Origin of the sequence: Ramlibacter pallidus (assembly GCF_015070875.1) — a bacterium.
In the GTDB taxonomy this organism is placed as follows: domain Bacteria; phylum Pseudomonadota; class Gammaproteobacteria; order Burkholderiales; family Burkholderiaceae_C; genus Ramlibacter; species Ramlibacter pallidus.
This window is the reverse complement of record NZ_JADDIV010000005.1, coordinates 154,419-176,375: the sequence shown is the minus strand read 5'-3', so window position 1 is coordinate 176,375 and position 21,957 is coordinate 154,419. Positions and strand designations below refer to the sequence as shown.

At 69.4% G+C, this 21,957-nt stretch carries 20 protein-coding genes; 11 read left to right on the top strand and 9 right to left on the bottom strand.

Annotation, left to right across the window (positions count from 1 at the left end):
- Nucleotide 1 precedes the first annotated feature (1 nt).
- A complete protein-coding gene (locus IM787_RS17795) occupies nt 2-928 on the bottom strand; it encodes an SDR family oxidoreductase (RefSeq protein ID WP_193678052.1) in 927 nt (308 codons plus the stop codon).
- A 43-nt stretch (nt 929-971) separates the two neighbouring features.
- Between IM787_RS17795 and IM787_RS17790 the strand changes: the two genes are divergently transcribed.
- The 10 genes from IM787_RS17790 to IM787_RS17745 all read left to right on the top strand — a co-directional run bounded on the left by IM787_RS17790 (nt 972) and on the right by IM787_RS17745 (nt 12,517).
- Nucleotides 972-2,024: a CDP-6-deoxy-delta-3,4-glucoseen reductase gene (locus IM787_RS17790; protein ID WP_193678051.1), complete on the top strand. Its 1,053-nt coding sequence runs from the start codon at nt 972-974 to the stop codon at nt 2,022-2,024.
- 65 nt (nt 2,025-2,089) lie between these two features.
- The gene (locus IM787_RS17785) at nt 2,090-2,836 is read left to right on the top strand and encodes a polysaccharide biosynthesis/export family protein (protein WP_193678050.1); all 747 of its coding nucleotides are present in this window, start codon (nt 2,090-2,092) and stop codon (nt 2,834-2,836) included.
- Nucleotides 2,837-2,901: 65 nt separating this feature from the next.
- Nucleotides 2,902-5,253, top strand: coding sequence for a GumC family protein (locus tag IM787_RS17780; RefSeq protein WP_193678049.1), 2,352 nt, complete (start codon nt 2,902-2,904; stop codon nt 5,251-5,253).
- Between the two features lie 11 nt (nt 5,254-5,264).
- Nucleotides 5,265-6,866 carry a J domain-containing protein gene (locus tag IM787_RS17775; RefSeq protein ID WP_193678048.1) on the top strand — a complete coding sequence of 534 codons (1,602 nt, stop codon included), beginning with the start codon at nt 5,265-5,267 and terminating at the stop codon, nt 6,864-6,866.
- Between the two features lie 7 nt (nt 6,867-6,873).
- Nucleotides 6,874-8,040, top strand: a complete 1,167-nt coding sequence (locus IM787_RS17770; protein ID WP_193678047.1) for a tetratricopeptide repeat protein — start codon at nt 6,874-6,876, stop codon at nt 8,038-8,040.
- Between the two features lie 68 nt (nt 8,041-8,108).
- Complete coding sequence (locus IM787_RS17765) at nt 8,109-8,552, top strand: hypothetical protein (protein ID WP_193678046.1); 444 nt, start codon at nt 8,109-8,111, stop codon at nt 8,550-8,552.
- Nucleotides 8,553-8,638: 86 nt separating this feature from the next.
- A complete protein-coding gene (locus IM787_RS17760; protein ID WP_193678045.1) occupies nt 8,639-9,988 on the top strand; it encodes an O-antigen ligase family protein in 1,350 nt (449 codons plus the stop codon).
- 101 nt (nt 9,989-10,089) lie between these two features.
- Nucleotides 10,090-10,884 (top strand): tyrosine-protein phosphatase, encoded by a 795-nt coding sequence (locus IM787_RS17755; protein ID WP_193678044.1) that lies wholly within the window; start codon nt 10,090-10,092, stop codon nt 10,882-10,884.
- Nucleotides 10,885-10,911: 27 nt separating this feature from the next.
- On the top strand, nt 10,912-11,889 hold the full coding sequence (locus IM787_RS17750) for a Bug family tripartite tricarboxylate transporter substrate binding protein (protein ID WP_193678043.1): 978 nt from the start codon (nt 10,912-10,914) through the stop codon (nt 11,887-11,889).
- A gap of 100 nt (nt 11,890-11,989) precedes the next feature.
- Nucleotides 11,990-12,517: a hypothetical protein gene (locus IM787_RS17745; protein WP_193678042.1), complete on the top strand. Its 528-nt coding sequence runs from the start codon at nt 11,990-11,992 to the stop codon at nt 12,515-12,517.
- Between the two features lie 22 nt (nt 12,518-12,539).
- Here the strand turns inward: IM787_RS17745 and IM787_RS17740 are convergent, their stop codons facing one another.
- The 5 genes from IM787_RS17740 to IM787_RS17720 all read right to left on the bottom strand — a co-directional run bounded on the left by IM787_RS17740 (nt 12,540) and on the right by IM787_RS17720 (nt 17,594).
- Entirely contained in the window at nt 12,540-13,256 is a 717-nt protein-coding gene (locus tag IM787_RS17740) for an ABC transporter ATP-binding protein (protein ID WP_193678041.1), read from the bottom strand.
- Nucleotides 13,253-14,074 (bottom strand): ABC transporter ATP-binding protein, encoded by an 822-nt coding sequence (locus tag IM787_RS17735; protein WP_193678040.1) that lies wholly within the window; start codon nt 14,072-14,074, stop codon nt 13,253-13,255. The genes IM787_RS17740 and IM787_RS17735 overlap by 4 nt, the downstream gene beginning before the upstream one ends.
- A gap of 10 nt (nt 14,075-14,084) precedes the next feature.
- Nucleotides 14,085-15,203: a branched-chain amino acid ABC transporter permease gene (locus tag IM787_RS17730; RefSeq protein WP_193678039.1), complete on the bottom strand. Its 1,119-nt coding sequence runs from the start codon at nt 15,201-15,203 to the stop codon at nt 14,085-14,087.
- A gap of 10 nt (nt 15,204-15,213) precedes the next feature.
- A complete protein-coding gene (locus tag IM787_RS17725; protein ID WP_193678038.1) occupies nt 15,214-16,143 on the bottom strand; it encodes a branched-chain amino acid ABC transporter permease in 930 nt (309 codons plus the stop codon).
- 164 nt (nt 16,144-16,307) lie between these two features.
- Nucleotides 16,308-17,594, bottom strand: coding sequence for a replication-associated recombination protein A (locus IM787_RS17720; protein ID WP_193678037.1), 1,287 nt, complete (start codon nt 17,592-17,594; stop codon nt 16,308-16,310).
- Between the two features lie 23 nt (nt 17,595-17,617).
- Here IM787_RS17720 and IM787_RS17715 point away from each other — a divergent pair, with 23 nt between their 5' ends.
- Entirely contained in the window at nt 17,618-17,989 is a 372-nt protein-coding gene (locus tag IM787_RS17715) for a hypothetical protein (RefSeq protein ID WP_193678036.1), read from the top strand.
- Here IM787_RS17715 and lolA read toward each other — a convergent pair.
- The 3 genes from lolA to IM787_RS17700 form a co-directional block, all read right to left on the bottom strand.
- Nucleotides 17,986-18,621: an outer membrane lipoprotein periplasmic chaperone LolA gene (gene lolA, locus IM787_RS17710; protein WP_193678035.1), complete on the bottom strand. Its 636-nt coding sequence runs from the start codon at nt 18,619-18,621 to the stop codon at nt 17,986-17,988. The genes IM787_RS17715 and lolA overlap by 4 nt on opposite strands.
- Before the next feature lie 81 nt (nt 18,622-18,702).
- Nucleotides 18,703-21,039 (bottom strand): DNA translocase FtsK, encoded by a 2,337-nt coding sequence (locus tag IM787_RS17705; protein WP_193678034.1) that lies wholly within the window; start codon nt 21,037-21,039, stop codon nt 18,703-18,705.
- Between the two features lie 88 nt (nt 21,040-21,127).
- Nucleotides 21,128-21,802: a Crp/Fnr family transcriptional regulator gene (locus IM787_RS17700; RefSeq protein ID WP_193678033.1), complete on the bottom strand. Its 675-nt coding sequence runs from the start codon at nt 21,800-21,802 to the stop codon at nt 21,128-21,130.
- Nucleotides 21,803-21,957 lie beyond the last annotated feature (155 nt).

Here is a 21,957-nt window from a genome sequence, read left to right as displayed (position 1 = left end):
ATCAGGCGCGCAAGCCGCTTGCCACCGTGGGGTGGCGCAGCACGAGGCGCAGTTCCTCCTTCAGCCTGCGGTTGGCCAGGCGCCGCGACTCGCCCATGAAACTCAGGAGCATCAGCGGCAGCTGCTCCTGCGCGGTGCTGCGCGCCACGCGGGGCGGGCGCGCGAGGCCGTAGAGATCCGCGGCCAGGTCGAAGTAGTCGCCCATCTTCAGCTCGCTGTCGTCGCTCGCGTTGTAGACGCGCTGGGGCCGGCCGCGCCACACCGCGGCGAGCACCGCGCGCGCGAGGTCGTCGGCGTGGATGTGGTTGGTGAAGACGTCGTCCTGCGCCGCCAGCACCGGCGTCCCTTTCAGCAGGCGCTCGCGCGGCGTGCCGCCCGGGCGGTCGGGCGCGTAGATGCCCGGGATGCGCAGCACGCTCGCGCGGGTGCCGGCGCCGCGGGCGAAGACGCGCACCTGCCGCTCCGCGTCGACGCGCCTTTGCGCCCGCGGCGTGCGCGGCGCGACGGGTCGCGATTCATCCACCCGCGCGCCCCCGCAGTCCCCATAGACGCCGCTCGTGGAGGCATACACCAGGGTGAGCGGCGCGCCGCGCAGGCGCAGCGCCCGCAGCAGTGCCTGCGTGCGCCGGTCGCGCCACCATTCCTCCTGCGCCTCGGCGGCGGGCGGCGCGAGGTGCACCACGTGGCCGGCCAGGCCCGCCAGCCGCCGCAGCGATGCGGGCTCGTCCAGGTTTCCCGGCAGGGGCACGATGCCGCGCGCGCGCAGTTCCGGCACGCGGTCGGCGCTCGACGTGAGGGCGAGCACGCGGACACGCCGCGGCAGCGCGCGGGCCACCCGCAGGCCGACGTCACCGCAGCCCACGATGAGCATGCGCGTGCGGCGAAAGCGCGCCGGCAACGCGCCGAGGGGGGATTGGTTTGAGGGCAAAATCGCGGGGAGACACAGCCAGAGCCCGAGAGGATAACCAAGCATGACCGCCGCCACGGCCGCCGCCGGCCCGTTCCAGATCACCGTGCAGCCCAGCGGCCGTGCGTTCAGCGTGGAGAACGGCGAAGCCATCCTGCCGGCGGCGATCCGCCAGGGCATCGGCATGCCCTACGGCTGCAAGGACGGCGCGTGCGGCTCCTGCAAGTGCAGGAAGCTCGAGGGCACCGTGGTCCACGGGCCTCACCAGGCCAAGGCGCTTTCTCCCGAGGAGGAGGCCAAGGGGCTCATCCTCACGTGCTGCGCGGTGCCGCAGACCGACGTGGTGCTCGAATCGCGGCAGGTCACCGACGAGAGCGCGTTCCCGGTGCGCAAGATGCCTTCGCGCGTCAGCGCACTCGAGAAGGTGTCGCACGACGTGATGGTGGTCAGGCTGCAGCTGCCCGCCAACGACACCCTGCGCTACCACGCCGGCCAGTACATCGAGTTCATCCTGCGCGATGGCGCGCGCCGCAGCTACTCGATGGCCAACGCGCCGCACAACGGCCCCGGGGTGGAGCTCCACATCCGCCACATGCCGGGCGGCAAGTTCACCGACCACGTGTTCACCGCGATGAAGGAGAAGGAGATCCTGCGCGTGGAAGGCCCGTTCGGCAGCTTCTACCTGCGCGAGGACTCCGGCAAGCCGCTCGTGCTGCTGGCCTCCGGCACCGGCTTCGCGCCGATCAAGGCGCTGCTCGAACACATGCAGTTCAAGGGGATCCAGCGGCCCGCCACCCTCTACTGGGGCGGCCGCCGGCCGGGCGATCTTTACATGGACGCCTGGGTGCGCGAACGGCTGGCCGACATGCCGAACCTGCGCTATGTCCCGGTGGTCTCCAACGCATTGCCCGAGGACGACTGGACGGGCCGCACCGGCTTCGTCCACAAGGCGGTGATGGAGGACTTCCCCGACCTCTCCGGCCACCAGGTCTATGCCTGCGGCGCGCCCATCGTGGTCGATTCCGCGCGCGCCGAGTACAGCGCGCACTGCGGCCTGCCGGCGGAGGAATTTTTCGCGGATTCCTTCACCACCGAGGCGGACAAGCACGGCCCCTAGGGGAACCCGGGTTGGAGCGGAAGTGATACTTCCCTAGAATCCGTCCTTTTAGGGATGCTCCGACCATGATCCGTCAAGCGCTCGCGGCGGCAGCACTGTTGTTCTGCACAGCCGGCTTCGCCCAGCAGCCCACCACATTGGGGAACGCTGCTTCCTCCGCCACCGCCCAGGGGAACGGCACCTTCCGGCCCGCCAGCAGCGAGTCCTCCGCGGGGCAGCAGCCCGTGCCGGTGATGGGCCTCGACAAGGAATACCGCGTGGGCGCCAACGACCTGCTGGACGTCGAGGTGCTGAACCTCGAAAGCGGCAAGCGGACGGTCCGCGTCAACGCCGCCGGCTTCGTGACGCTGCCCCTGGTCGGGCCCGTGGCGGTCGCCGGGCTGACGCAGCAGCAGGTCGAGCAGCACGTTGCCAGCCTTTACGGCGCGAAGTACCTGCAGGACCCGCAGGTGTCGGTGTTCATCCGCGAGTTCACGACCGAACGCATCACCATCGACGGCGCCGTGACCAAGCCGGGAATCTACCCGCTGGTCGGCCAGATGACGCTCCTGCGGGCCCTGGCGCTCGCCGGCGGCTTCGGCCAGATCGCGAATTCCACCGAGGTGAAGGTGTTCCGGCAGGGGGACAAGGGCGAGCGCCAGGTGGCCACCTTCGACGTGGACCGCATCCGGGCCGGCAAGGACGAGGACCCGTCCGTGCGCGGCGGCGACCTCATCGTCGTCCAGCGCGACCCGACCCGTGCCCTTTTGAAGGATTCCGTGTTCCGGGATATCGTCGACTCGATCAATCCTTTCTCCGTGTTTGGTCGTTAAGCTCGGCGTACCCACAGGCCGCGCGATCCACGGCCCGGACCGTTCCAACTCGAAAAAGCGCCACCATGTCTGCCTCCGAAATCTCGCGCGACGACGCTTCGGGATTCGCCCCGACCGTCGCCAACAACGAACTGGCCCTGCGCCAGCCTTACCAGTTGCAGACGGGGCTCCTCCCCAAGGGCGAGGAAGAACAGGTCGCGGACGATTCGCTGACCCTGACCGACATCGGCCGGATCATCCTCAAGCACAAGTGGACGCTGCTGCTGGTGATCTCCCTCGCCTGCGCCATCGCGGCGATCCGCACCTTCCTGAGCACGCCCGTCTACCGTTCGACGGTCATCCTGCAGATCGAGCGCGCGACCCCCCGCGTGGTCCGCTTCGAGAACGATCCCGAGCAGGAACGCAGCAGCGACGACGCGGTGTCCATGCGCACGCAGCAGGAACTCCTCAAGAGCCGCTCCCTCGCCGAGCGCGTGATCGACGAACTGCGCCTGGACAGCTCGACGCCCTCGGGCCAGGCCGCGCTCACGCTCTCGCCCGCGCGGCAGCTCGGTGAGGGCGCCGAGGCGCCGGCGGACGACGAGGCGGGCGGCGACTACCTCGGCCGCCTGATGCAGGGCTACAAGAAGATGACAAAGCCGAGCACCCGCAACGCGGAAGTGCTCGGGCGGGAAGCCGTCGTCCGGCGCTTCCTGAACTCGGTCACGGTGGAGCCGGTCCGCAGCTCGCGCCTGGTGAAGCTGCACGTCGACAACACGGACCCGCAGCTCGCCGCGCGCATCGCCAACTCCACGGTGCAGGCGTTCATCGCGATGGGCATGGAGCGCCGGCTCGACGCGTCTTCCTATGCCAAGAGCTTCCTCGAGGACCAGATCAAGCAGATGAAGGCCAAGCTCGAGGACTCCGAGCGCCGCCTGAACAGCTATGCCCAGGCGAACCAGATCCTGACGCTGGACGACAAGACCAGCGCGATCAACCAGACGTACATCGACTACGCCTCGGCCCTGGCGAAGGCGGAGCAGGACCGCATCAAGGCCGAGGCCGTGCTCGCCGAGATGCGCCGCAACCCGGAAGCGTCGAGCGCCATCGTCGACAACAAGAGCGTGCAGGCCCTGAAGGAGCGCCGCACCAAGCTGCAGATCGAGTACCAGGAGAACCTGCGCATCTACAAGCCGGAATTCCCCAAGATGCTGCAGATCAAGGCGCAGCTGACGGAAATCGACGTGCAGATGAAGGAGGAGATCGCCGCCGCCTCCGCCACCTTGCAGGCGCAGTACGACGCCGCCGCGCGCCAGGAAAACCTGATCCGCGACAAGGTGAACCAGACGCGCAAGCAGGTGCTGACGACGCAGGACCACAGCATCGACCTCAACCTGCTGAAGCGGGAGGTCGACACCAACCGCCAGCTGTACGACAGCCTGCTGCAGCGCTTCAAGGAACTGGGCATCTCCGGCAACATCGTCAGCAACAACATCTCCGTCGTCGACGCGGCGGAGCCGTCGCTGTTCCCGTACGAGCCGAACCTCTTCGGCAACCTCCTGATCGGCCTGGTGGTCGGCATGCTGCTGGGCGGCGCCATCGTCGTCGCGCTGGAGGTGATGGACGATTCCATCAAGTACCCCGACGAAGTCGAGCGGATCCTCGGCCTGCCCTTGCTGGGCATCATCCCCAAGCTCAATCGCAGGCGCGGGGGCAACAAGCCGGTAGCGATGGAGGTCCACGAGGATCCCCGCTCGGCCCTGGCGGAAGCCTACCGGTCGGTCCGCACGGCGCTCCAGTTCTCCACCGCGGAAGGCGCGCCCAAGCGCCTCGTCATCACCAGCACGACGCGCAACGAAGGCAAGAGCACCACGTCGCTCGCCCTGGCCATCAACTTCGCCCAGATGGGCCAGCGCGTCCTGCTGATCGACGGCGACATGCGCAACCCGACGATCCACAAGCTGCTGGGCATCTCCAACGATTTCGGCCTTTCCAACCTGCTTTCCAGCGACAACCGCGGCGACAAGATGATCACGCCGACGGTGATCCCGAACCTTTCGGTCCTCACCGCCGGGCCGGTGCCGCCCAACCCGGTCGACCTGCTGACGGGCCCCAAGCTGCTGCTGCTGCTGAACATCACGTCAGCGCTCGGCATCGACTACGTCATCGTGGATGCACCGCCGATGCTCGGGCTGGCCGACTCCGTCGTGCTGGGCAACCAGCTGCAGAACGTGCTCTTCGTGGTCCAGGCGAGCAGCACGCGCAAGGCGCAGATCAAGTCCGCGCTGCGCAGGCTGCGCCAGGGCGGCCTGGTGCCGCGCGGGGTCGTCCTGACCCAGACGCTCAACCACGCGATGCCCCAGGACTACGAGTCCTACTACGGCTACGGCCCGGACACCCCCGTCCCGCAAGGCAGGGCCTTGTCCCGGTCCCGCTAGGCACGGCGGGCATGAAAGAACCCGCCGAGCCGTCGAGCCCTCCGTCCGCCGCGCAGTTGCACGCGGCGCTCCTCGACTACTTCTCCGCACCGGGCAAGTACCAGCTCACGCTGCGGCAGCCCACGGTGCTGTTCGCATCGGTGCGGGACATCCTGCAGCTCGCCGTCGGCCGCACGCAGCCGGCGGGCGTGGCGCCGGCCGAAGCGGCGGCGCTGCACGAGGCCGCGATGTTCTTCATCCGGGCGGCCCTCCTCTATCCCGGAGCGGATCATTACGCGGTCCTGGGCCTGCCTTCGCGGACGGAGCCCGTCGAACTGAAGGAACGCTACCGGCTGCTGATGCGGCTGACGCATCCGGACTTCACCACCGGGCCGGCCGCCGCGTGGTCCGCCGATGCGGCCGTGCGCGTGAACCGTGCCTACGAGGTGCTCTCGTCCCCGGTGCAGCGCCGGGAGTACGACGAGCAGCTGGCGGGCGTGGGCGTGCCTCCGCGGGCCGATGCGCCACCGCCGAAGACTGCCTATCCGCCGGCGGCCGCCCGCCGGCACAAGACCTGGCAGGTGAATCCCGTGGCCGCCTGGGGGCTGGCGCTCTCCATGGGGACGCTGGGGATCTGGGCGCTGCTGCCGGACAGCGAGACGACCCACCTGGTGCAGAAGTCGCCGCAACGCACCTCCCTGCCGGCCCCTGCCGCCCCGATGCCGTCCGAACCGGCCGCACTGGTGCCGACGGAAAGCCTGCCGCAGGCCGCCTCGCCGGCCCTGCCGCTGGTGGCGGACGGTGCTCCCGCGGTGCCCGTCGACATCCGGCCGCCCGCGGTCGCCACCGACGGACCCACCGTTGCGCGCGCCCCATTGCCCGACGCACCGATCCAGCGCGTCGCGCCGCCGGCCACGAGTGCCGCGCCAGCCGTCGCCGCCGTCGCCCCGCCTGCGGCTGCGCCTGCACTTGCGGCTCGGCCGCCTTCGCCCGCGGCACCGCGTCCGGCGGTGGCCACGGCCGCGGCCCCGGGCCAACCACCCGCCCCGGTCGGCGTGCCCCCGAACGTCCCGACGGCCGCGGAGCTGGCCGCAGCGCACAGGCGCGCCGTGGCGCAGGGCGCACGGCCTCCTGGAGAGGGCGCGGCGGTCGCGCCCCCTGCGCCGGTGGCCGCGTCGCGCGGCTTCGAAGCCGGCGTGCCGCCACCCCCCGCCCCCGTCGTCGCTGCGGTTCCCCCGCCGCCGGTTGCCGCGCCACGACCCGCGGCCGGACCGCAGGCCCCGGCGCTGAGCGACGCCCAGCCCCTCCTGACCCAGCTGTTGCAGCAGCTGGAGACCGGCAGCGGCGACCAGCTCCTGCGCCTGCTGGAAAGCGACGCGCGCCAGGCGCCGCCCGCACAGGCCTTGTCGCGCCAGTACGAGCAGCTGGTGCGGGGAGCAAGACCCGTGCGGCCGTCGAACGTCGAATTCAAGGGCGAGACCCGCGACGGCGTGCTGCTCGTCACGGTGCGGGTCCGGCTCCACGCGGGCGAGCCGACGATCGGCTCGCACGGAGAGCGGCTGCTCCTTCGCGCGGAGTTCCAGTCCCGGGGCGGCAAGGTGCTGCTCACCGGCCTCAGCGGCGCGCAGGACTGAGGCGAGGATGCAAGCCCGGCCCTGGCTCCTGCCGGCGCTGGCCGTCGCGGCGGCAGCGGCGGTGTTCCTCGCGGCGGCGGCGGCGCACCTGGATCGCGCCTGCGTCGTGATGGATACGCCCTACCTTCCGCTCTGCCCCGACGCGACCGAGGCACCGGAGCAGGTCCAGGCGGAACTCCGGGCGCGGCTGCAGGCCAACCCCGGCGATTCGACGGCCTGGACGCGCCTGCTGGTCAGCATCGGCAACCTCCAGGCGGAGGCCGTGCTGCGCGCCGCATCCATCGTCGCGCCCAACAACGGCAACGTCCTGCGCTGGCGCGCCGCCAAGGCGGCCGATCGCGGCGAATCGGTCGAGGCCGTGCGGCTCCTCGTCCAGATGCTGCGCAACCGCGGCTCCGTGGAGGCCGCCAAGGTGCTCGCGCAGCTGGCCGCCAGCAAGGAGGGCGCCGCCCTCCTGCGCCCCCATCTCGCCGATGCGCAGTACTGGCTGCCCGCCGTGCTGATGCACATGAACGCGCAGAAGATCCCGCCCAGCGAGATCCTCCCGCTGATGGCCGAGGCCATCGAGAAGGGCGTGGTTCCGCCGGCGGTGCTGCAGTCGTACATGCGGTCCCTCAAGGCGTCCGGGCAATGGCTGGATGCCTATGGCCTGTGGCTCACGCGGCACAAGCAGGTGGTGCCGCTCCTCTACAACGGCGGGTTCGACCAGCCGCTGGAGGGGGACGGATTCGACTGGGAACTCGCGCCCGCCATGCGCAGCCGCGCCGGGGTGATCGCCGAGCAGCGCTCCGTGGCGCGCCGCGGCCTGGTGCTGGAACTGGAATTCACCGGGCGCACCTTCCGCCGTCCCGTCGTGCGGCAGTTCGTCTTCGCGCCGCCGGGCAGCTACCGCCTGCGGGGCGAGTACAACGCCTCGAAGCTGCGCAGCGAAGGCGGGCTCGCGTGGAAGGTGGTGTGCACCGCCGGCCCGAAGGAACTGAAGACCGACGCCCCCGCGCTGAAGGACACCGGCGGCACGTGGCGGACCTTCGAGGTGCAGTTCACGGTGCCCGAGGACTGCGGCCCGGTGGCGGGCATCCAGCTCGAACCGGCCGCAGCCTTCGAAGCGGCGACCGGGATCAAGGGCCGGGTCGCCTTCGACGCCTTCAGCCTCGCCCGCGCGGCGCAGGAGTGAGGCAAATTCCCTAGGCAGCGACGGCCTGCGTGCTATAGTCCGGCCGTCACCTATTGAGGAGCATCCAAGTGGCTGTCACGAAATTCCTGGTCGCTGCCGCCGCTCTCGCCGCCGCTTCTGCATTCGCGCAAACCCCGCTGGGGAACGTCGTGAACGTGCAGGGCGTGGTCACGGCCACGCAAGGCGCCACCGGCATGACGGTGGCCCCCGGCCAGGTGATCCAGAACGGGATGCGCTTCGTGACCACCTCCAACGGCACGGTCACCCTGCGCCTGAACAGCGGCTGCACCGTCACGGTGCCCGCGGGGCACGGCGTCACGGTGCTCCAGTCCATGACCTGCCAGCAGCTCACCGCCGCCGTCCAGCCGGTCGTTCCGGTGGCGGCAGCGGCGCCGGCCGGCACGAGCGCGGGCCTGGTGAACGGCATCGTGGCCGGCGGGGCAGCCCTCATCGTGGTGCAGGGCGTGCGCACGGTGCTGGACGACGACGACCGGCCGCTCAGCGCCCGGTGAGCACGGCCACCACGACAGAGCCAGGCGGGTTCAGCGACCCGGCCGAAGAGACGGGGCCCATCGGCCCCGTTGCTCTTTATGCCTTCGTGGTCCTGCTCGTCGTCGCGCCGCTGATGCGCGGCGGCAACCGGAACGTCGCCCTCATCGCGCTCGAAGGCCTGGCCCTGGCCTTCCTGGCGGCCCTGGCAGCGCGCGCCGCGACGCGCCCCTGGCGGGCTGCCCTGCCCGACGTACCCGTCGCCGTCCTCGTCCTGAGCCCCCTGTGGCTGGCGCTGGCCTACCTGCTCCCGCTGCCGGCGTCCCTCTGGGGCGCGGCGGAGGGCCGGTCCCTCTACGCCGAACTCCTCGCTGGCGCCGGGATCCCGCTCGAAAGCTGGCTGCCGCTGTCGCTGGTGCCTGACGCCACCCGCGTCTCCCTGTTCGCCGGCTTGCCGCTGGTCGCCGCGTTCCTGGCGGGATACGCGAGCACGAACGACCAGGTCAAGCTGCTCCTCCGCGTGTTCGTGCTCGTGGCGTTCGCCGAGATCGGCATGGGCCTGCTGCAGGCGGCGGGCGGCGGCAGGTCGGCCCTCAACTTCGGCGCGATCGGCGGCCGGCCGTTCGGCACCTTCGCCAACCCGAACCACTTCGCGAACTACGTGGGGATGGCCCTCGCCGTCTACATCTGGCTGGGCTGGGTGCGCTTCACCCGGACGCGGGAAAGCCACGTGGCCCACCACCGGCATGCCCGGGGCCGGGCCATGGCGCTGTGGTCCGCCGGCGCGATGCTGATGGTCGTCGGCGTGCTCGCCTCGCGTTCCCGCGGCGCGGCACTCTCGGGGATCCCGGCCGCCGCACTGGCCGGGCTGCTCGTGGTCTGGCTCGGCACCCGCTTCCGGTCCTGGCGGACCCTCGCCCTCGCCGCGGGGGCTGCCGCTGTCCTCGGAATCTCCCTCGTCGGCTTCGACATGCTCGCGGCGCGCTTCGACATCGACCAGCTCGCCCTTGCCGCGCCGAAGCGGGCCATCCAGGCCGCGACCACGCTCGAAGGCGCCTGGGCCTTCTGGCCCTGGGGCGCCGGATGGGGCACGTACTACGAGGTCTACCCGCGCTTCCAGCCGCCGTCCCTCGTCGGGACCGCCGACTACGCGCACCACGACTATGCCCAGATGCTCTTCGAAGGCGGCATCTTCGCGGCGCTTCTGATGCTTTGCTTCGCGGGGCTGGCGGTGCGACGCGCCGCGGTGCTCACCCGGCTGGCCCTGTTGCACCGCCGGCTTCGCCGCCAGGAGATGGCCAGCGCCGTCTGCGGCGTGGGGCTGGCGGGCTTCCTGCTGCACTCGCTGGTCGAGTTCAACATGCACATCCCCGCCAACGCCATCGTGGCATGCCTCCTGGCAGGGATCTACCTGCGCCCGCTTCCGCCGCGTAAAGCCGGGGATTCCGCGGACATTTGATCCCGACGCGCACCTCTGCCTCGCCGCCGGCGCTATAGTGGCGCTGCCCTGGGCGTGCACTCCCGCCCGCAGCCGCGGCGCGTACCGGCCGGCCTCCGCCGATGATCGACCTCCACAGCCACATCCTCCCCTGCATCGACGACGGCTCCCGCAGCATGGAGATGTCGCTGGAGATGGCGCGCATGGCCGTCGACAGCGGCATCACGGCGATGGCTTGCACGCCGCACATCTACCCCGGCCTGTACATGAACGACACGTCCGGCATCGTGGCGGCACGCGACGTGCTGCAGCGCGAGCTCGACGACAAGGGCATCCCCCTCCAGCTCACGATCGGGGCCGACGTGCACCTGGTGCCCGGCCTGGTCGAAGGCCTGCGCGCGGGCCGCATTCCCAGCCTGCACCGCACGCGTTACCTGCTGCTCGAACCCTCGCACCACGTGGCACCGCCGCGCTTCCAGGAATCCGTCTTCCAGCTGGTCGCCGCCGGCTACGTTCCGGTCATCACCCATCCCGAACGCCTGACCTGGGTCGAGGACAACTACGGCGTCTTCGGGGACCTCGTGCGGCAGGGCGCGTGGATGCAGGTCACCGCGGGCGCGCTGACCGGTGTGTTCGGCACCCGCGCCAAGTACTGGGGCGAACGCTTCATCGCGGACGGCCTCACGCACATCATCGCCAGCGACTGCCACTCTTCCGGCAAGCGTTCGCCGCTGGCGATGGAGAAGGCCGGCGAGATCGCGCAGCGCATGCTGGGCAAGGAAGAAGCGGCGCTCGTGATGCGCGGCCGCCAGCAGATGATCCTGGAGAACGCGGTGCCCTCCACCGTGCCCCCGCCGCCGCGGGTGGAACCCGCCGGCAAGAGCTGGTGGAAGGGCCTGTTCGGCGGCCGCGGATAGCGCGCGCGTTCGGGCGAGAATACGCCCATGCAACGCCGCCAGATCCTCCTCTCCGCACTCGCCACCTCCGCTTGCGTCGCCGCCCCCGGCGTGTTCGCGCAGGCCGGCGGCCGTCCGATCCGCCTGATCGTCCCCTATGCCGCCGGCGGCCCCATCGACGTCACGGCGCGCGTCCTCGCCGAGCGCGTGAAGGACTCGCTGGGCACCGTCATCATCGAGAACCGTCCCGGCGGCGGCGGCAACATCGGCGCCGACGCCGTGGCGAAGGCGGCCCCGGACGGCACGACGATCGGCATTTCCGCCGTCGCCACCCACGCGATCAACCCCTGGCTGTTCTCCCGCATGCCCTACGACGCGGCGAAGGACTTCACCCCCATCACGCAGATGGTGCGCGTGCCCAACGTGCTGGTGATGAACGCGGAGACCGCCGCGCGCCTGAAGATCGAGACGCTGCGCGACCTGATCGCCTATGCCAGGGCGAATCCCGCGAAACTGAACTACGGCAGCGGCGGCAACGGCAGCGCGGGCCATCTCGCCGGCGAGATGTTCAAGCGCGACGCCGGCGTGTTCGCCGTGCACATCCCCTACAACGGCGGCAACCCGGCGCAGCTGGCGCTGCTCTCGGGCCAGGTGGATTTCAACTTCGACAACCTCGCCACCGCCGCGCCGAACATCCGCTCCGGCAAGCTGAAGGCACTGGCCGTGACGACGCTGCAACGCTCGCCCAGCCTGCCGGACGCTCCGCCGGTCGCGGACACCCTCAAGGGCTTCTCCATCGACACCTGGTGGGGCCTGGTGGGCCCCGCGGGGATGCCGCGGGACGCGGTGCAGCGCCTGAACCAGGCCTTCGTGGCGGCGCTGAATTCGCCGGAAGCGAAGGCCCGCTTCGCCGGGCTGATGGCGGAACCCGTGCCGACGTCGCCCGATGAATTTGGCCGATTCATGCGCGCCGAACTCGCCAAATATGAAAAAGTCGTGAAAGCCTCCGGCGCTAAGGTGGATTGACAGCTGAGCCGCGGCGCCTACAGCGCCTGTGAGACTTGTCCGACACGCGGTCGGCGTAGCTGAGCGGCACATTGGCTCAACCACAACGAGGGAGCCCGCCATGTCCGCACACCGCATCGCCTGGGGCCTGGTCCTTGGATGGGCCGCCGCGTGCGCCGCGTCCGCCGAATCCACCGGCGCGTTGCGATGGCGGAGCGGCACCGAGCCGCTCGGGCTGCAGGCGAACGGCTGGCGCGTGCCCTGCGGCAGCGTCGCCTTCCCCTGCGAAGGTGCCGGCGTCATTCCGCTGTATGCGAGCGAGGCCGCCCCGCGCACCCTCAGCATGCAGATCGGCCCCCTCAAGGAAGCCGCGGGCTCCGGCGCCGGTGCCACTCCCGACTTCAGCTTCGTGGGCAAGGCGGGCTTCGCCGCGGACTTCGGCGTCTACGGCCGCATCGGCACGGTCACGCCGCGTTCCATGCCCGGCTGGGTGGCCGAACCAGGCCTGCGCTACGGCGTCGGCCTGAGCTGGGATTTCTCGCGCCGCGGTTCGGCCAGCGTGGGCTGGGACAGCTACGACCTGCGCAGCGCGGCCGGCGACAGCCGGGACGTCCGCGCCACCAGCCTCGGGCTGCAGTGGCGCTACTGACGCGCCGGCGGCCGGTGCGCGTTCACTCGCCCAGGTAGGCGGCGCGCACCTTCGGGTCGTCCAGCATGTCGCGCGCATTGCCGCTCATGCTGATCATCCCGGACTCCATGACGTAGCCGCGGTCGGCGATCTCCAGCGCCCGGCTCGCGTTCTGCTCCACCAGCAGGATGGTCACGCCCTGCTGGTGCACGTCGCGCACCACTTCGAAGATCTTGTCGACCATGATCGGCGACAGGCCCATGGAGGGTTCGTCCATCAGCAGCACCTTGGGACGGCTCATGAGGGCGCGCCCCATCGCGAGCATCTGCTGTTCGCCGCCCGACATCGTGCCGGCCAGCTGGTCCTTGCGTTCGCGCAGGCGCGGGAACGTGGTGAACACGCGCTCCATGTCCTCCGCGATGCCCGCCTTGTCGCTGCGGATGTGCGCGCCCATCTGCAGGTTCTCGGTGATGGACATGCGCGTGAACACGCCGCGGCCTTCCGGCACCATGGCCAGGCCCTGCTTGACCAGGTCCCACGCGCCGCGTCCGCGGATGCTCTGTCCGAGGTACTGGATGTCGCCGTCGTTGAGCGGCAGCAGGCCGGTGATGGCCTTCATCGTGGTCGTCTTGCCGGCACCGTTGGAGCCGATCAGCGTGACCAGCTCGCCCTCGCGCACTTCGAAATCCACGCCCTTCACGGCCTGGATGCCGCCGTAGGCCACCTTCAGGCCGCTCACCTTCAGCAGCGTCTCGCTCATTGCTTTTCTCCCGACTCCAGCGGGGCGCCCGTGGGCAGGCCCGCGGTGGGCTTGTGGCTGTGGCCCAGGTAGGCCTCGATCACCTTCTCGTTGCGCTGCACGTCGTACGGCGAGCCTTCGGCGATCTGCTTGCCGTAGTCCAGCACGGTGACGCGGTCGCACAGGCCCATCACCAGTTTCACGTCGTGCTCGATCAGCAGGATGGTGCGGCCGTCCTTGCGGATGCGGTCGATCAGTTCGCGCAGCACCACCTTCTCGGTGGAGTTCATGCCGGCGGCGGGTTCGTCCAGCGCGATCAGCTTTGGATCGGTGGCGAGCGCGCGGGCGATCTCCAGCCGGCGCTGGTCGCCATAGGACAGCGTGCGCGCCTTGTACTCGGCGAAGTGGCCGATGCCGACGTAGTCGAGGAGTTCCTGCGCACGCTTTGCGATCGCCGCTTCTTCCTCGCGGAACTTGCGGGTGCGGAACATGGCGCCCATGAGGCCCGAGCCCGTGCGCACGTGCCGCCCGACCATCACGTTCTCCAGCGCCGTCATGTCGGCGAAGAGACGGATGTTCTGGAAGGTGCGCGCGATGCCGGCCTTGGCGACCTCGTGCACGGCGGACGGCTTGTAGGGCGCGCCATCGAGTTCGAACGTGCCGCTGTCCGGCGTGTAGAGGCCCGTGATCACGTTGAAGAACGTGGTCTTGCCGGCGCCGTTGGGGCCGATCAGGCCGTAGACCTGGCCGCGCGAAATGGTGAGGCCCACGTCCGACAGGGCCTGCAGCCCGCCGAAGCGCTTGGAGATGCCCGCGACGCGGAGAACGATGTCAGACATGCGTCGCTCCTTACCTGGCCGCCGGCTGCAGGGCCTTGCCGTGCTCGCGCGTCGGCCACAGGCCGCGGGGGCGCAGCAGCATCACGATGATCATGGCCAGCGCGATCAGCAGCTGGCGCAGGATGGAGGCGTCGAGCCGCCCGCCGGTCACGGCCTGCAGGTCGAACACGCCAGATACCCAGCGCAGCACCTCGGGCAGCGCCGACAGCAGCACCGCGCCGAGGATCACTCCCGGAAGGTGGCCGATGCCGCCCAGCACCACCATGGCGACGATCATCACCGACTCCATCAGCGAGAAGGACTCGGGCGACACGAAGCCCTGGAAGGCCGCGAACATCACGCCCGACACGCCGCCGAAGGTGGCGCCCATGCCGAAGGCCAGCAGCTTCATGTTGCGGGTGTTGATGCCCATCGCCTTGGCCGCGATCTCGTCCTCGCGGATCGCCATCCAGGCCCGCCCGATGCGCGAGAGTTCCAGGCGGTGGCAGATGATCACGCTGAAGACCACCAGCACGAGGAACAGGTAGTAGTAGAGCGTCACCGAGTTGATGGTGAAGCTGCCGAGGTCCAGCGGTCGCGCGAGGTTCAGGCCCGGGATGTTGAGCGCGTCGAACTTGAACAGCGTGATCGAGTCGATCTGGCTCAGTCCCTTGGGTCCGTTGGTCAGGTTGACCGGGTGGTCCAGGTTGTTCAGGAACACGCGGATGATCTCGCCGAAGCCGAGCGTCACGATCGCGAGGTAGTCACCGCGCAGCTTGAGCGTGGGGGCGCCGAGCAGGATCCCGAAGATCCCCGCGATGGCCGCCCCGAGTGGAATGACCAGCCACACCGAGGTGTGCAGTCCGTTCGGGAACATCTGCTTGAACCAGGGGAAGTTCTCGGACAGGTGCGGCGACGCCATCAGGCCGTACATGTAGGCGCCGATGGCGAAGAAGGCGACGAAGCCCAGGTCCAGCAGGCCGGCGTAGCCGACCACGATGTTCAGGCCCAGCGCGAGCAGCACGTACAGGAGCGCCGTGTCGGCGATCCGCACCCAGAAGTTGCCGGCGGTCTGCAGCAGCAGCGGCAGGATTGCCAGTGCCAGCGCGCCGAGCGCGTAGACGACGTACTTGTTCTGCTTGGTGATCATGGCCGGCTCCTCAGGCGCGATCGGCCACGCGTTCGCCCAGCAGGCCCGAGGGGCGCAGCGTGAGCACGACGATCAGCACGATGAACGCGAAGATGTCCGAGTAGTGGCTGCCCAGCACGCCGCCGGTCAGCACGCCGAGGTAGCCCGAGCCGATCGACTCGATCAGCCCCAGCAGGATGCCGCCCACCACCGCGCCGGCGAGGTTGCCGATGCCGCCGAACACCGCCGCCGTGAAGGCCTTCAACCCGGGCAGGAAGCCCATGGTGTGCTGCACGGTGCCGTAGTTGGAGGCGTACATCACGCCCGCGATCGTGGCGAGCACCGCGCCGATGATGAAGGTGGCCGAGATCACCATGTCCGGCTTCACGCCCATCAGCGCCGCGACCCGCGGATTCTCCGCGGTGGCGCGCATGGCGCGACCCAGGCGGGTGTAGTTCACCAGGTACATCAGGACCGCCAGCGAGATGGCGGTCATGCCCAGGATCATGATCTGCGTCGTCGTGATCACCGCGCCCGCGAACTGGATGGGCACGGGCGGCAGCAGCGTCGGGTAGGGTTTGTAGTTCGGCTTGAAGATGATCATCGCCAGCGTCTGCAGCAGGATCGACATGCCGATGGCGGTGATGAGGGGCGCGAGCTTCGGGCTGTTGCGCAGCGGCCGGTAGGCCACCTTCTCGATCGTGAAGTTCAGGGCCGCGGCGACCACGCAGGAGATGACGAGCGCCACCAGCAGCAGCAGCCAGCCCGGGATGCCCGGCATGGCGGCCTGCGCGGTGGTGATGATCGCCCAGCTCGTGAGCGCCCCGACCATCAGGACCTCGCCGTGCGCGAAGTTGATCAGGTTGATGATGCCGTACACCATGGTGTAGCCCAGGGCCACCAGCGCGTACATGCTGCCCAGGACCAGACCGTTGATGATCTGCTGCAGCAGGATCTCCATAGAGGCTTTCTCCGTTTCTTTTGCCGCTCGTCGTGGCGGGGGATGCCTTTGTGGGGCATTTCGCCATGTAGCAAAAAACCCGCCAAGCGGATCCGTGGGCGGGTTCGTTCGGGCGGGATTGTAGCGGTGCCGTCAGGGGCCCCCGGCCGCCGTTTCTAGGGGTTTTACCCTTGTGGTCGGCCCAGCGCCCGCAGTTCGCGCAGCTTCTCGGCGATGCGGATCTCCAGTCCCCGCTCGACCGGGCGATAGAACTGCGGCGCCTTCATGCCTTCGGGGAAGTAGTTCTCGCCGGCCGCGAACCCGCCCTCCTCGTCATGGGCATAGCGATAGCCCTTGCCGTAAGCGAGGTCCTTCATCAGCTGGGTCGGCGCATTGCGCAGGTGCAGGGGCACCGGCCGGGTGCCATCCTTGCGGACGAGCGCCTTGGCCTCGTTGTAGGCCACGTAGACCGCGTTCGACTTGGGCGCCACCGCCAGGTAGACCAGCGCTTCGGCCAGCGCCAGCTCGCCTTCCGGCGAGCCCAGGCGCTCGTACACGTCGGCCGCGTCCAACGCGATCCGCAACGCGCGGGGGTCGGCCAGGCCGACGTCCTCGACCGCCATGCGGATCATGCGCCGCGCCACGTAGCGCGGATCGACGCCGCCATCGAGCATGCGCACGAACCAGTACAGCGTCGCATCGGGGTCGGAGCCGCGCATCGACTTGTGCAGGGCGCTGATGGTGTCGTAGAACTGCTCGCCGCCCTTGTCGTAGCGGCGCATGCGTTCGCCCAGCACCTTCAGCAGCCATTCGTCGGTGACCGCCTCGCGCTTCTCCTTGGTCGCGGCGACGGCGAGGGTCTCCAGCGTGTTCAGCAGCCGGCGCGCGTCACCGTCGGCATAGCCGATCAGGCGGTGCAGCGCCTTCTCCTCGATGGGCGGCACGGCGTCGATCGCCTGCGCTCGCTGGACGATCTGCTTCAAGTCGTCTTCGGTGAGCGGCTGCAGCACGTAGACGGCGGCGCGGGAGAGCAGCGCCGAATTGACCTCGAACGACGGGTTCTCGGTGGTCGCGCCGATGAAGGTGAACAGGCCCGACTCGACGTGCGGCAGGAAGGCGTCCTGCTGGCTCTTGTTGAAGCGATGCACCTCGTCGACGAAGACGATGGTGCGGCGGCCGTGGCCCTGCGCGACCTGCGCCTGCTCCACCGCCTCGCGGATGTCCTTCACGCCGCCCAGCACCGCGCTGATCGTGATGAACTGGGCGTCGAAGGCGTCGGCCATCAGCCGCGCGATGGTGGTCTTGCCGGTGCCCGGCGGGCCCCAGAGGATGCAGCTGTGCGGCTGCCCGGATTCGAAGGCGATGCGCAGCGACATGCCTTCGCCCAGCAGGTGCTGCTGCCCGATCACCTCGCCCAGCGTCCGGGGCCGGAGGCGCTCCGCGAGAGGCGCGTGGGTGCTGGGCGTGCTCATCCAACGAGTTTATATTGCGCCCCATGGAAGCGGCGCTCTGGTCCACCCTCTCCGCCCTGCTCGGCGCGCTCGTCGGCGGCGGCATCAGCTATCTCCTCAACCGCCAGCAGTTCCAGAACCAGCTGCGGGTGCTGCAGGAGCAGCACAAGGTGGAATACATGGCGGAGGAGACGGCGCGCCATTTCCTCGGCCACAAGAGCTTCACCGACCGCTCGTTCGAGACGCTGCGCAACCACCTCGGCGGCTTCACCGACGACGAGCTGCGCAAGATCCTCGTGCGCGCCGGCGCGATCCGGATCTACCGTGCGGACGGCACCGAATGGTGGCGGCTGCTGTCGCGGATGGAGGAGTTCATCGAGCGCAAGCAGCTGGACCAGATCGCGCGGGAGATCTAGGGGGCGTTCACCACGTCCGCGCCCTTGGGCGGGACGAACTTGAAGGCCTCGGCGGCCACGGCCGCATTCACCTGCATGTTGGTGAAGGTCAGCACCGAACGCTGGCCGAAGCTGTCGAGGATGTCCAGCGCCGCCAACTGGTCGCCGCGGAAACCGACCTTCATGTTCGTGAGCTGGCCTTCCTTCTGCTTCGGCGTGGCCTGCACCCATTGCAGGCCGTCGCGATCGGGCAGCGGCTGCAGGTCGAAGTCGCGCTTGAGCGTCGCGAGGTCGGGCGAGGCGGCGATCAGCGCCGCCGGCGTGGAACCCAGCACCTTGGCCTGCTTGCGCTGGCTCACCTGGTTCAGGTCCTTGTCGTGCAGCCACAGGGTGTCGCCATCGGCGACGATGGTCTGCTCGAAGGGCTTGCGGTACTCGAAGCGGAAGCGGCTCGGGCGCTGGAACTCGAAGGTGCCGGAGGACGACTTGGTCCGCGCGGCCTGGCCGTCGCGCGACGGGGCGGTGATGACCTGGGTGAAGTCGGCGCGCCCCGTCTTGGCGTTGCGGATGAAGTTCTCGAGGCTTTCCATCGGCCCGGCGTGGGCGGCGATGGCGAGGACGGAAAGGGCGAGCGAGGCGAGCGTTTTCTTCATGAGCTTGGTGTTCTCCCAACAGGGCATTGTCCGTTGGGTGGCCCGGCCTTGCGGAAGTTCGTTACCGAACGTTATGGAAACCTATTCGGGACGGCCGGGCACCAGGATCTCACGCTGGCCGCGACCGTTCATCGCGCTGACCAGTCCGGCCTTTTCCATGGCTTCCAGCAGGTTGGCCGCCTTGTTGTAGCCGATGGCCAGGTGCCGCTGCACCAGCGAGATGCTCGCCTTCTGGTTCTTGAGCACCACTTCCACGGCACGGTCGTAAAGCGGGTCGCCCTCGCCGCCGCCTTCGGCGCCGCCGCCCAGCAGGTCGCCCCCCTCGCCGTCCACCGTGCCGCCTTCCAGCACGCCGTCGATGTAGTTCGGCTCGCCGCCCTGCTCCTTCAGGTAGGCGACCACGCGGTGCACTTCCTCGTCGCTCACGAAGGCGCCGTGCACGCGCACCGGCAGGCCGGTGCCGCTGGCCATGTACAGCATGTCGCCCATCCCCAGCAGCGCCTCGGCGCCCATCTGGTCCAGGATGGTGCGGCTGTCGATCTTGCTGGAGACCTGGAAGGAGATGCGCGTCGGGATGTTGGCCTTGATCAGGCCGGTGATGACGTCGACGCTGGGACGCTGCGTCGCCAGGATCAGGTGGATGCCGGCGGCGCGGGCCTTCTGCGCCAGGCGGGCGATCAGTTCCTCGATCTTCTTGCCGACCACCATCATCAGGTCGGCGAGCTCGTCGATCACCACCACGATGTACGGCAGCCGCTCCAGCGGCTCGGGGCTTTCCGGCGTGAGGCTGAAGGGGTTGTAGATGAACTGTTCCTTCGCCTTCGCCTCGTCGATCTTGTGGTTGTAGCCGGCCAGGTTGCGCACGCCCAGCTTCGACATCAGCTTGTAGCGGCGCTCCATCTCGGCGACGCACCACGTCAGGCCGTTGGCCGCCTGCTTCATGTCGGTGACGACGGGCGCCAGCAGGTGCGGGATGCCCTCGTAGACCGACATCTCCAGCATCTTCGGGTCGATCATCAGCAGGCGCACGTCGCGCGCCTCGGCCTTGTACAGCAGGCTCAGGATCATCGCGTTGATGCCGACCGACTTGCCCGAGCCGGTCGTGCCGGCCACCAGCACGTGCGGCATCTTCGCGAGGTCGGCCACCACGGGGTTGCCCACGATGTCCTTGCCCAGCCCCATGGTCAGCTGGGACTTGGCCTCGTTGTACGCCTGCGAACCGAGGATCTCCGACAGCCTGATCGACTGGCGCTTGGCGTTGGGCAGTTCCAGCGCCATGTAGTTCTTGCCCGGGATGGTCTCGACCACGCGGATGGACACCAGCGAAAGCGAGCGCGCGAGGTCCTTCGCCAGGTTGACGATCTGCGAGCCCTTCACGCCGGTGGCCGGTTCGATCTCGTAGCGCGTGATCACCGGGCCGGGCTGGGCCAGCACCACCCGCACCTCGACGCCGAAGTCCTTGAGCTTCTTCTCGATCAGCCGCGAGGTCATCTCCAGCGTCTCGGGCGACACGGTCTCCTGGCGGCCGGCGGCGCCGTCGAGCAGGTCCACCTGCGGCAGCTTGCTGTCCGGCATCTCGGAGAACAGCGGCTTCTGGCGTTCCTTGGCGACGCGCTCGCTGCGCGGCACGTCGACGACGACCGGCTCGATCAGGACCGGCGTGGGATGGTGTTCCTCGCTCTCGATGCGCTCTTCCAGCACGATCTCCTCGCGCTCGCGGGCGGCGCGCTGGCCGACGGCGAGGTCCTCGGCGATCTCGCCCTTCTTGCGCCGCGATTCGATGAAGCCGTCGATGCGCGCGCCGATGCGTTCGGCCACGTGGCTCCAGGAGAACCGGAACACCACGGCGGCGCCCAGCACCAGCAGCGCCACGGCCACCAGGCCGGAGCCCGTGAACCCGAGCCACTGCACGGCGGCCGGGCCGGTGAGGTAACCCAGCGCGCCGCCGGCGTGGTCCGGCAGTCGCGGTTCGAAGCGGTACAGGCGCGACCACTCCAGCGCGGAGCTGGCGACGAGCAGCAGCGCCAGCCCCAGCCAGAAGGCCAGGCGCGTCTGCAGCCACCGCCGGCCCGGGAGTTCCGGCGCCGGATGGTCCGCGCGCATCCAGCGCGCCAGCGAAGCGAGCCAGGAGCGCACGCCGGCGGCCAGGCACCACCAGGCGGAGTAGCCGAGCAGGAAGTAGCTGCCGTCGGCCAGCCAGGCGCCCAGGCGGCCGCCCCAGTTGCGCACGGGGCCGCCGTCACCGGAGGTGGAGAACGCCGGGTCGAAGGGGGAGTGGCTCGCCATGGCGAGCAGCCAGAACACGAGCGCCGCGGCGCCGAGGACCAGCGCGGTCTCGTGGGCGAAGCGGGCAAGGCCTGCACGGGGGCCGGAGGCCGCCGTCGCCGTGTCCGTCAGGGTGTGGAGCGAGTACGTCATGCGCAAGCGCGAGCTTAGCGCAGCGCCTCAACCGCTCCGAGCGGGGTGTTGTTTGCACGTCATGCGCCGCGGCCGGCGCCTGCGCGCGTCAGCCCAGGGTGGTGAGGCGGTCCTTGACCAGCATGGAGCCGTCGTCGCGGGTCTCGATGAAGCCCCGGTCCTCGAGGTCCTTCATCACGCGGCTGACCATCTCGCGCGAGGCCCCCACCATCTTGGCGATGTCCTGGCGCGAGATGCGCTCGCGGATCGTCATGAGGCCCTCGCGATCGGGCTGCGCGAACTCCAGCAGCGCGCGGGCCACGCGGCCGTACACGTCCATGAGCGCCAGCGATTCGATCTTGCGGTCGGCCTGCCGCAGGCGCTGCACCAGTCCCTTCATGATCGCGTACGACATGGAGCTGTTCTCGGGCAGGCAGCGCGCGAACTCGGCGCGGCCCAGCGTCAGCATGTCGGTCTGCACTTCCGCGCGGCAGGTGGCGGAATGCGGTTCGTTGTCGATCAGGCTCATCTCGCCGATGTAGTCGCCCGGGTTCAGCGTGGCCAGGATCACCTCGCGCCCGCGCTTGTCGGACGTGACGACCCGGACCCGGCCGGTCAGGATGATGAAGAGCGTGTTGGTCTTCTCGCCCTGCTCCACGATGGTCTCGCCGCGCTTGAAGCGCCGCTTGACCACCGCGTCGGCGACCGCCTCCGCCTGGTTGGAGGTCAGCAGGGCAAACAGGGGCACCCGGCGGATCAACTCCAGGTTGGACAGCATCGACATGTTCTAAATCCCTCCGTGCATGGCGGCTGGCAATGGGTTCTTACAATCGCCCCGATTGAGACGACGCAAGGATTGTTGTTGCTTGCGTGCTTGATACTTCGCGAACCGGCCAGAAATGTACACCGGCCTGTGGCGTTTCCCACACAGGTTTTTCC

Excerpts from the sequence above, each read along its gene's own strand:
- IM787_RS17730 (WP_193678039.1), bottom strand. The coding sequence starts at position 15,203 with ATGATCACCAAGCAGAACAAGTACGTCGTCTACGCGCTCGGCGCGCTG.
- IM787_RS17790 (WP_193678051.1), top strand. The coding sequence starts at position 972 with ATGACCGCCGCCACGGCCGCCGCCGGCCCGTTCCAGATCACCGTGCAG.
- IM787_RS17750 (WP_193678043.1), top strand. The coding sequence starts at position 10,912 with ATGCAACGCCGCCAGATCCTCCTCTCCGCACTCGCCACCTCCGCTTGC.
- IM787_RS17755 (WP_193678044.1), top strand. The coding sequence starts at position 10,090 with ATGATCGACCTCCACAGCCACATCCTCCCCTGCATCGACGACGGCTCC.
- IM787_RS17720 (WP_193678037.1), bottom strand. The coding sequence starts at position 17,594 with ATGAGCACGCCCAGCACCCACGCGCCTCTCGCGGAGCGCCTCCGGCCC.
- IM787_RS17785 (WP_193678050.1), top strand. The coding sequence starts at position 2,090 with ATGATCCGTCAAGCGCTCGCGGCGGCAGCACTGTTGTTCTGCACAGCC.
- IM787_RS17770 (WP_193678047.1), top strand. The coding sequence starts at position 6,874 with ATGCAAGCCCGGCCCTGGCTCCTGCCGGCGCTGGCCGTCGCGGCGGCA.
- lolA (WP_193678035.1), bottom strand. The coding sequence starts at position 18,621 with ATGAAGAAAACGCTCGCCTCGCTCGCCCTTTCCGTCCTCGCCATCGCC.
- IM787_RS17725 (WP_193678038.1), bottom strand. The coding sequence starts at position 16,143 with ATGGAGATCCTGCTGCAGCAGATCATCAACGGTCTGGTCCTGGGCAGC.
- IM787_RS17745 (WP_193678042.1), top strand. The coding sequence starts at position 11,990 with ATGTCCGCACACCGCATCGCCTGGGGCCTGGTCCTTGGATGGGCCGCC.
- IM787_RS17780 (WP_193678049.1), top strand. The coding sequence starts at position 2,902 with ATGTCTGCCTCCGAAATCTCGCGCGACGACGCTTCGGGATTCGCCCCG.
- IM787_RS17715 (WP_193678036.1), top strand. The coding sequence starts at position 17,618 with ATGGAAGCGGCGCTCTGGTCCACCCTCTCCGCCCTGCTCGGCGCGCTC.
- IM787_RS17705 (WP_193678034.1), bottom strand. The coding sequence starts at position 21,039 with ATGACGTACTCGCTCCACACCCTGACGGACACGGCGACGGCGGCCTCC.
- IM787_RS17735 (WP_193678040.1), bottom strand. The coding sequence starts at position 14,074 with ATGTCTGACATCGTTCTCCGCGTCGCGGGCATCTCCAAGCGCTTCGGC.
- IM787_RS17740 (WP_193678041.1), bottom strand. The coding sequence starts at position 13,256 with ATGAGCGAGACGCTGCTGAAGGTGAGCGGCCTGAAGGTGGCCTACGGC.
- IM787_RS17700 (WP_193678033.1), bottom strand. The coding sequence starts at position 21,802 with ATGTCGATGCTGTCCAACCTGGAGTTGATCCGCCGGGTGCCCCTGTTT.
- IM787_RS17775 (WP_193678048.1), top strand. The coding sequence starts at position 5,265 with ATGAAAGAACCCGCCGAGCCGTCGAGCCCTCCGTCCGCCGCGCAGTTG.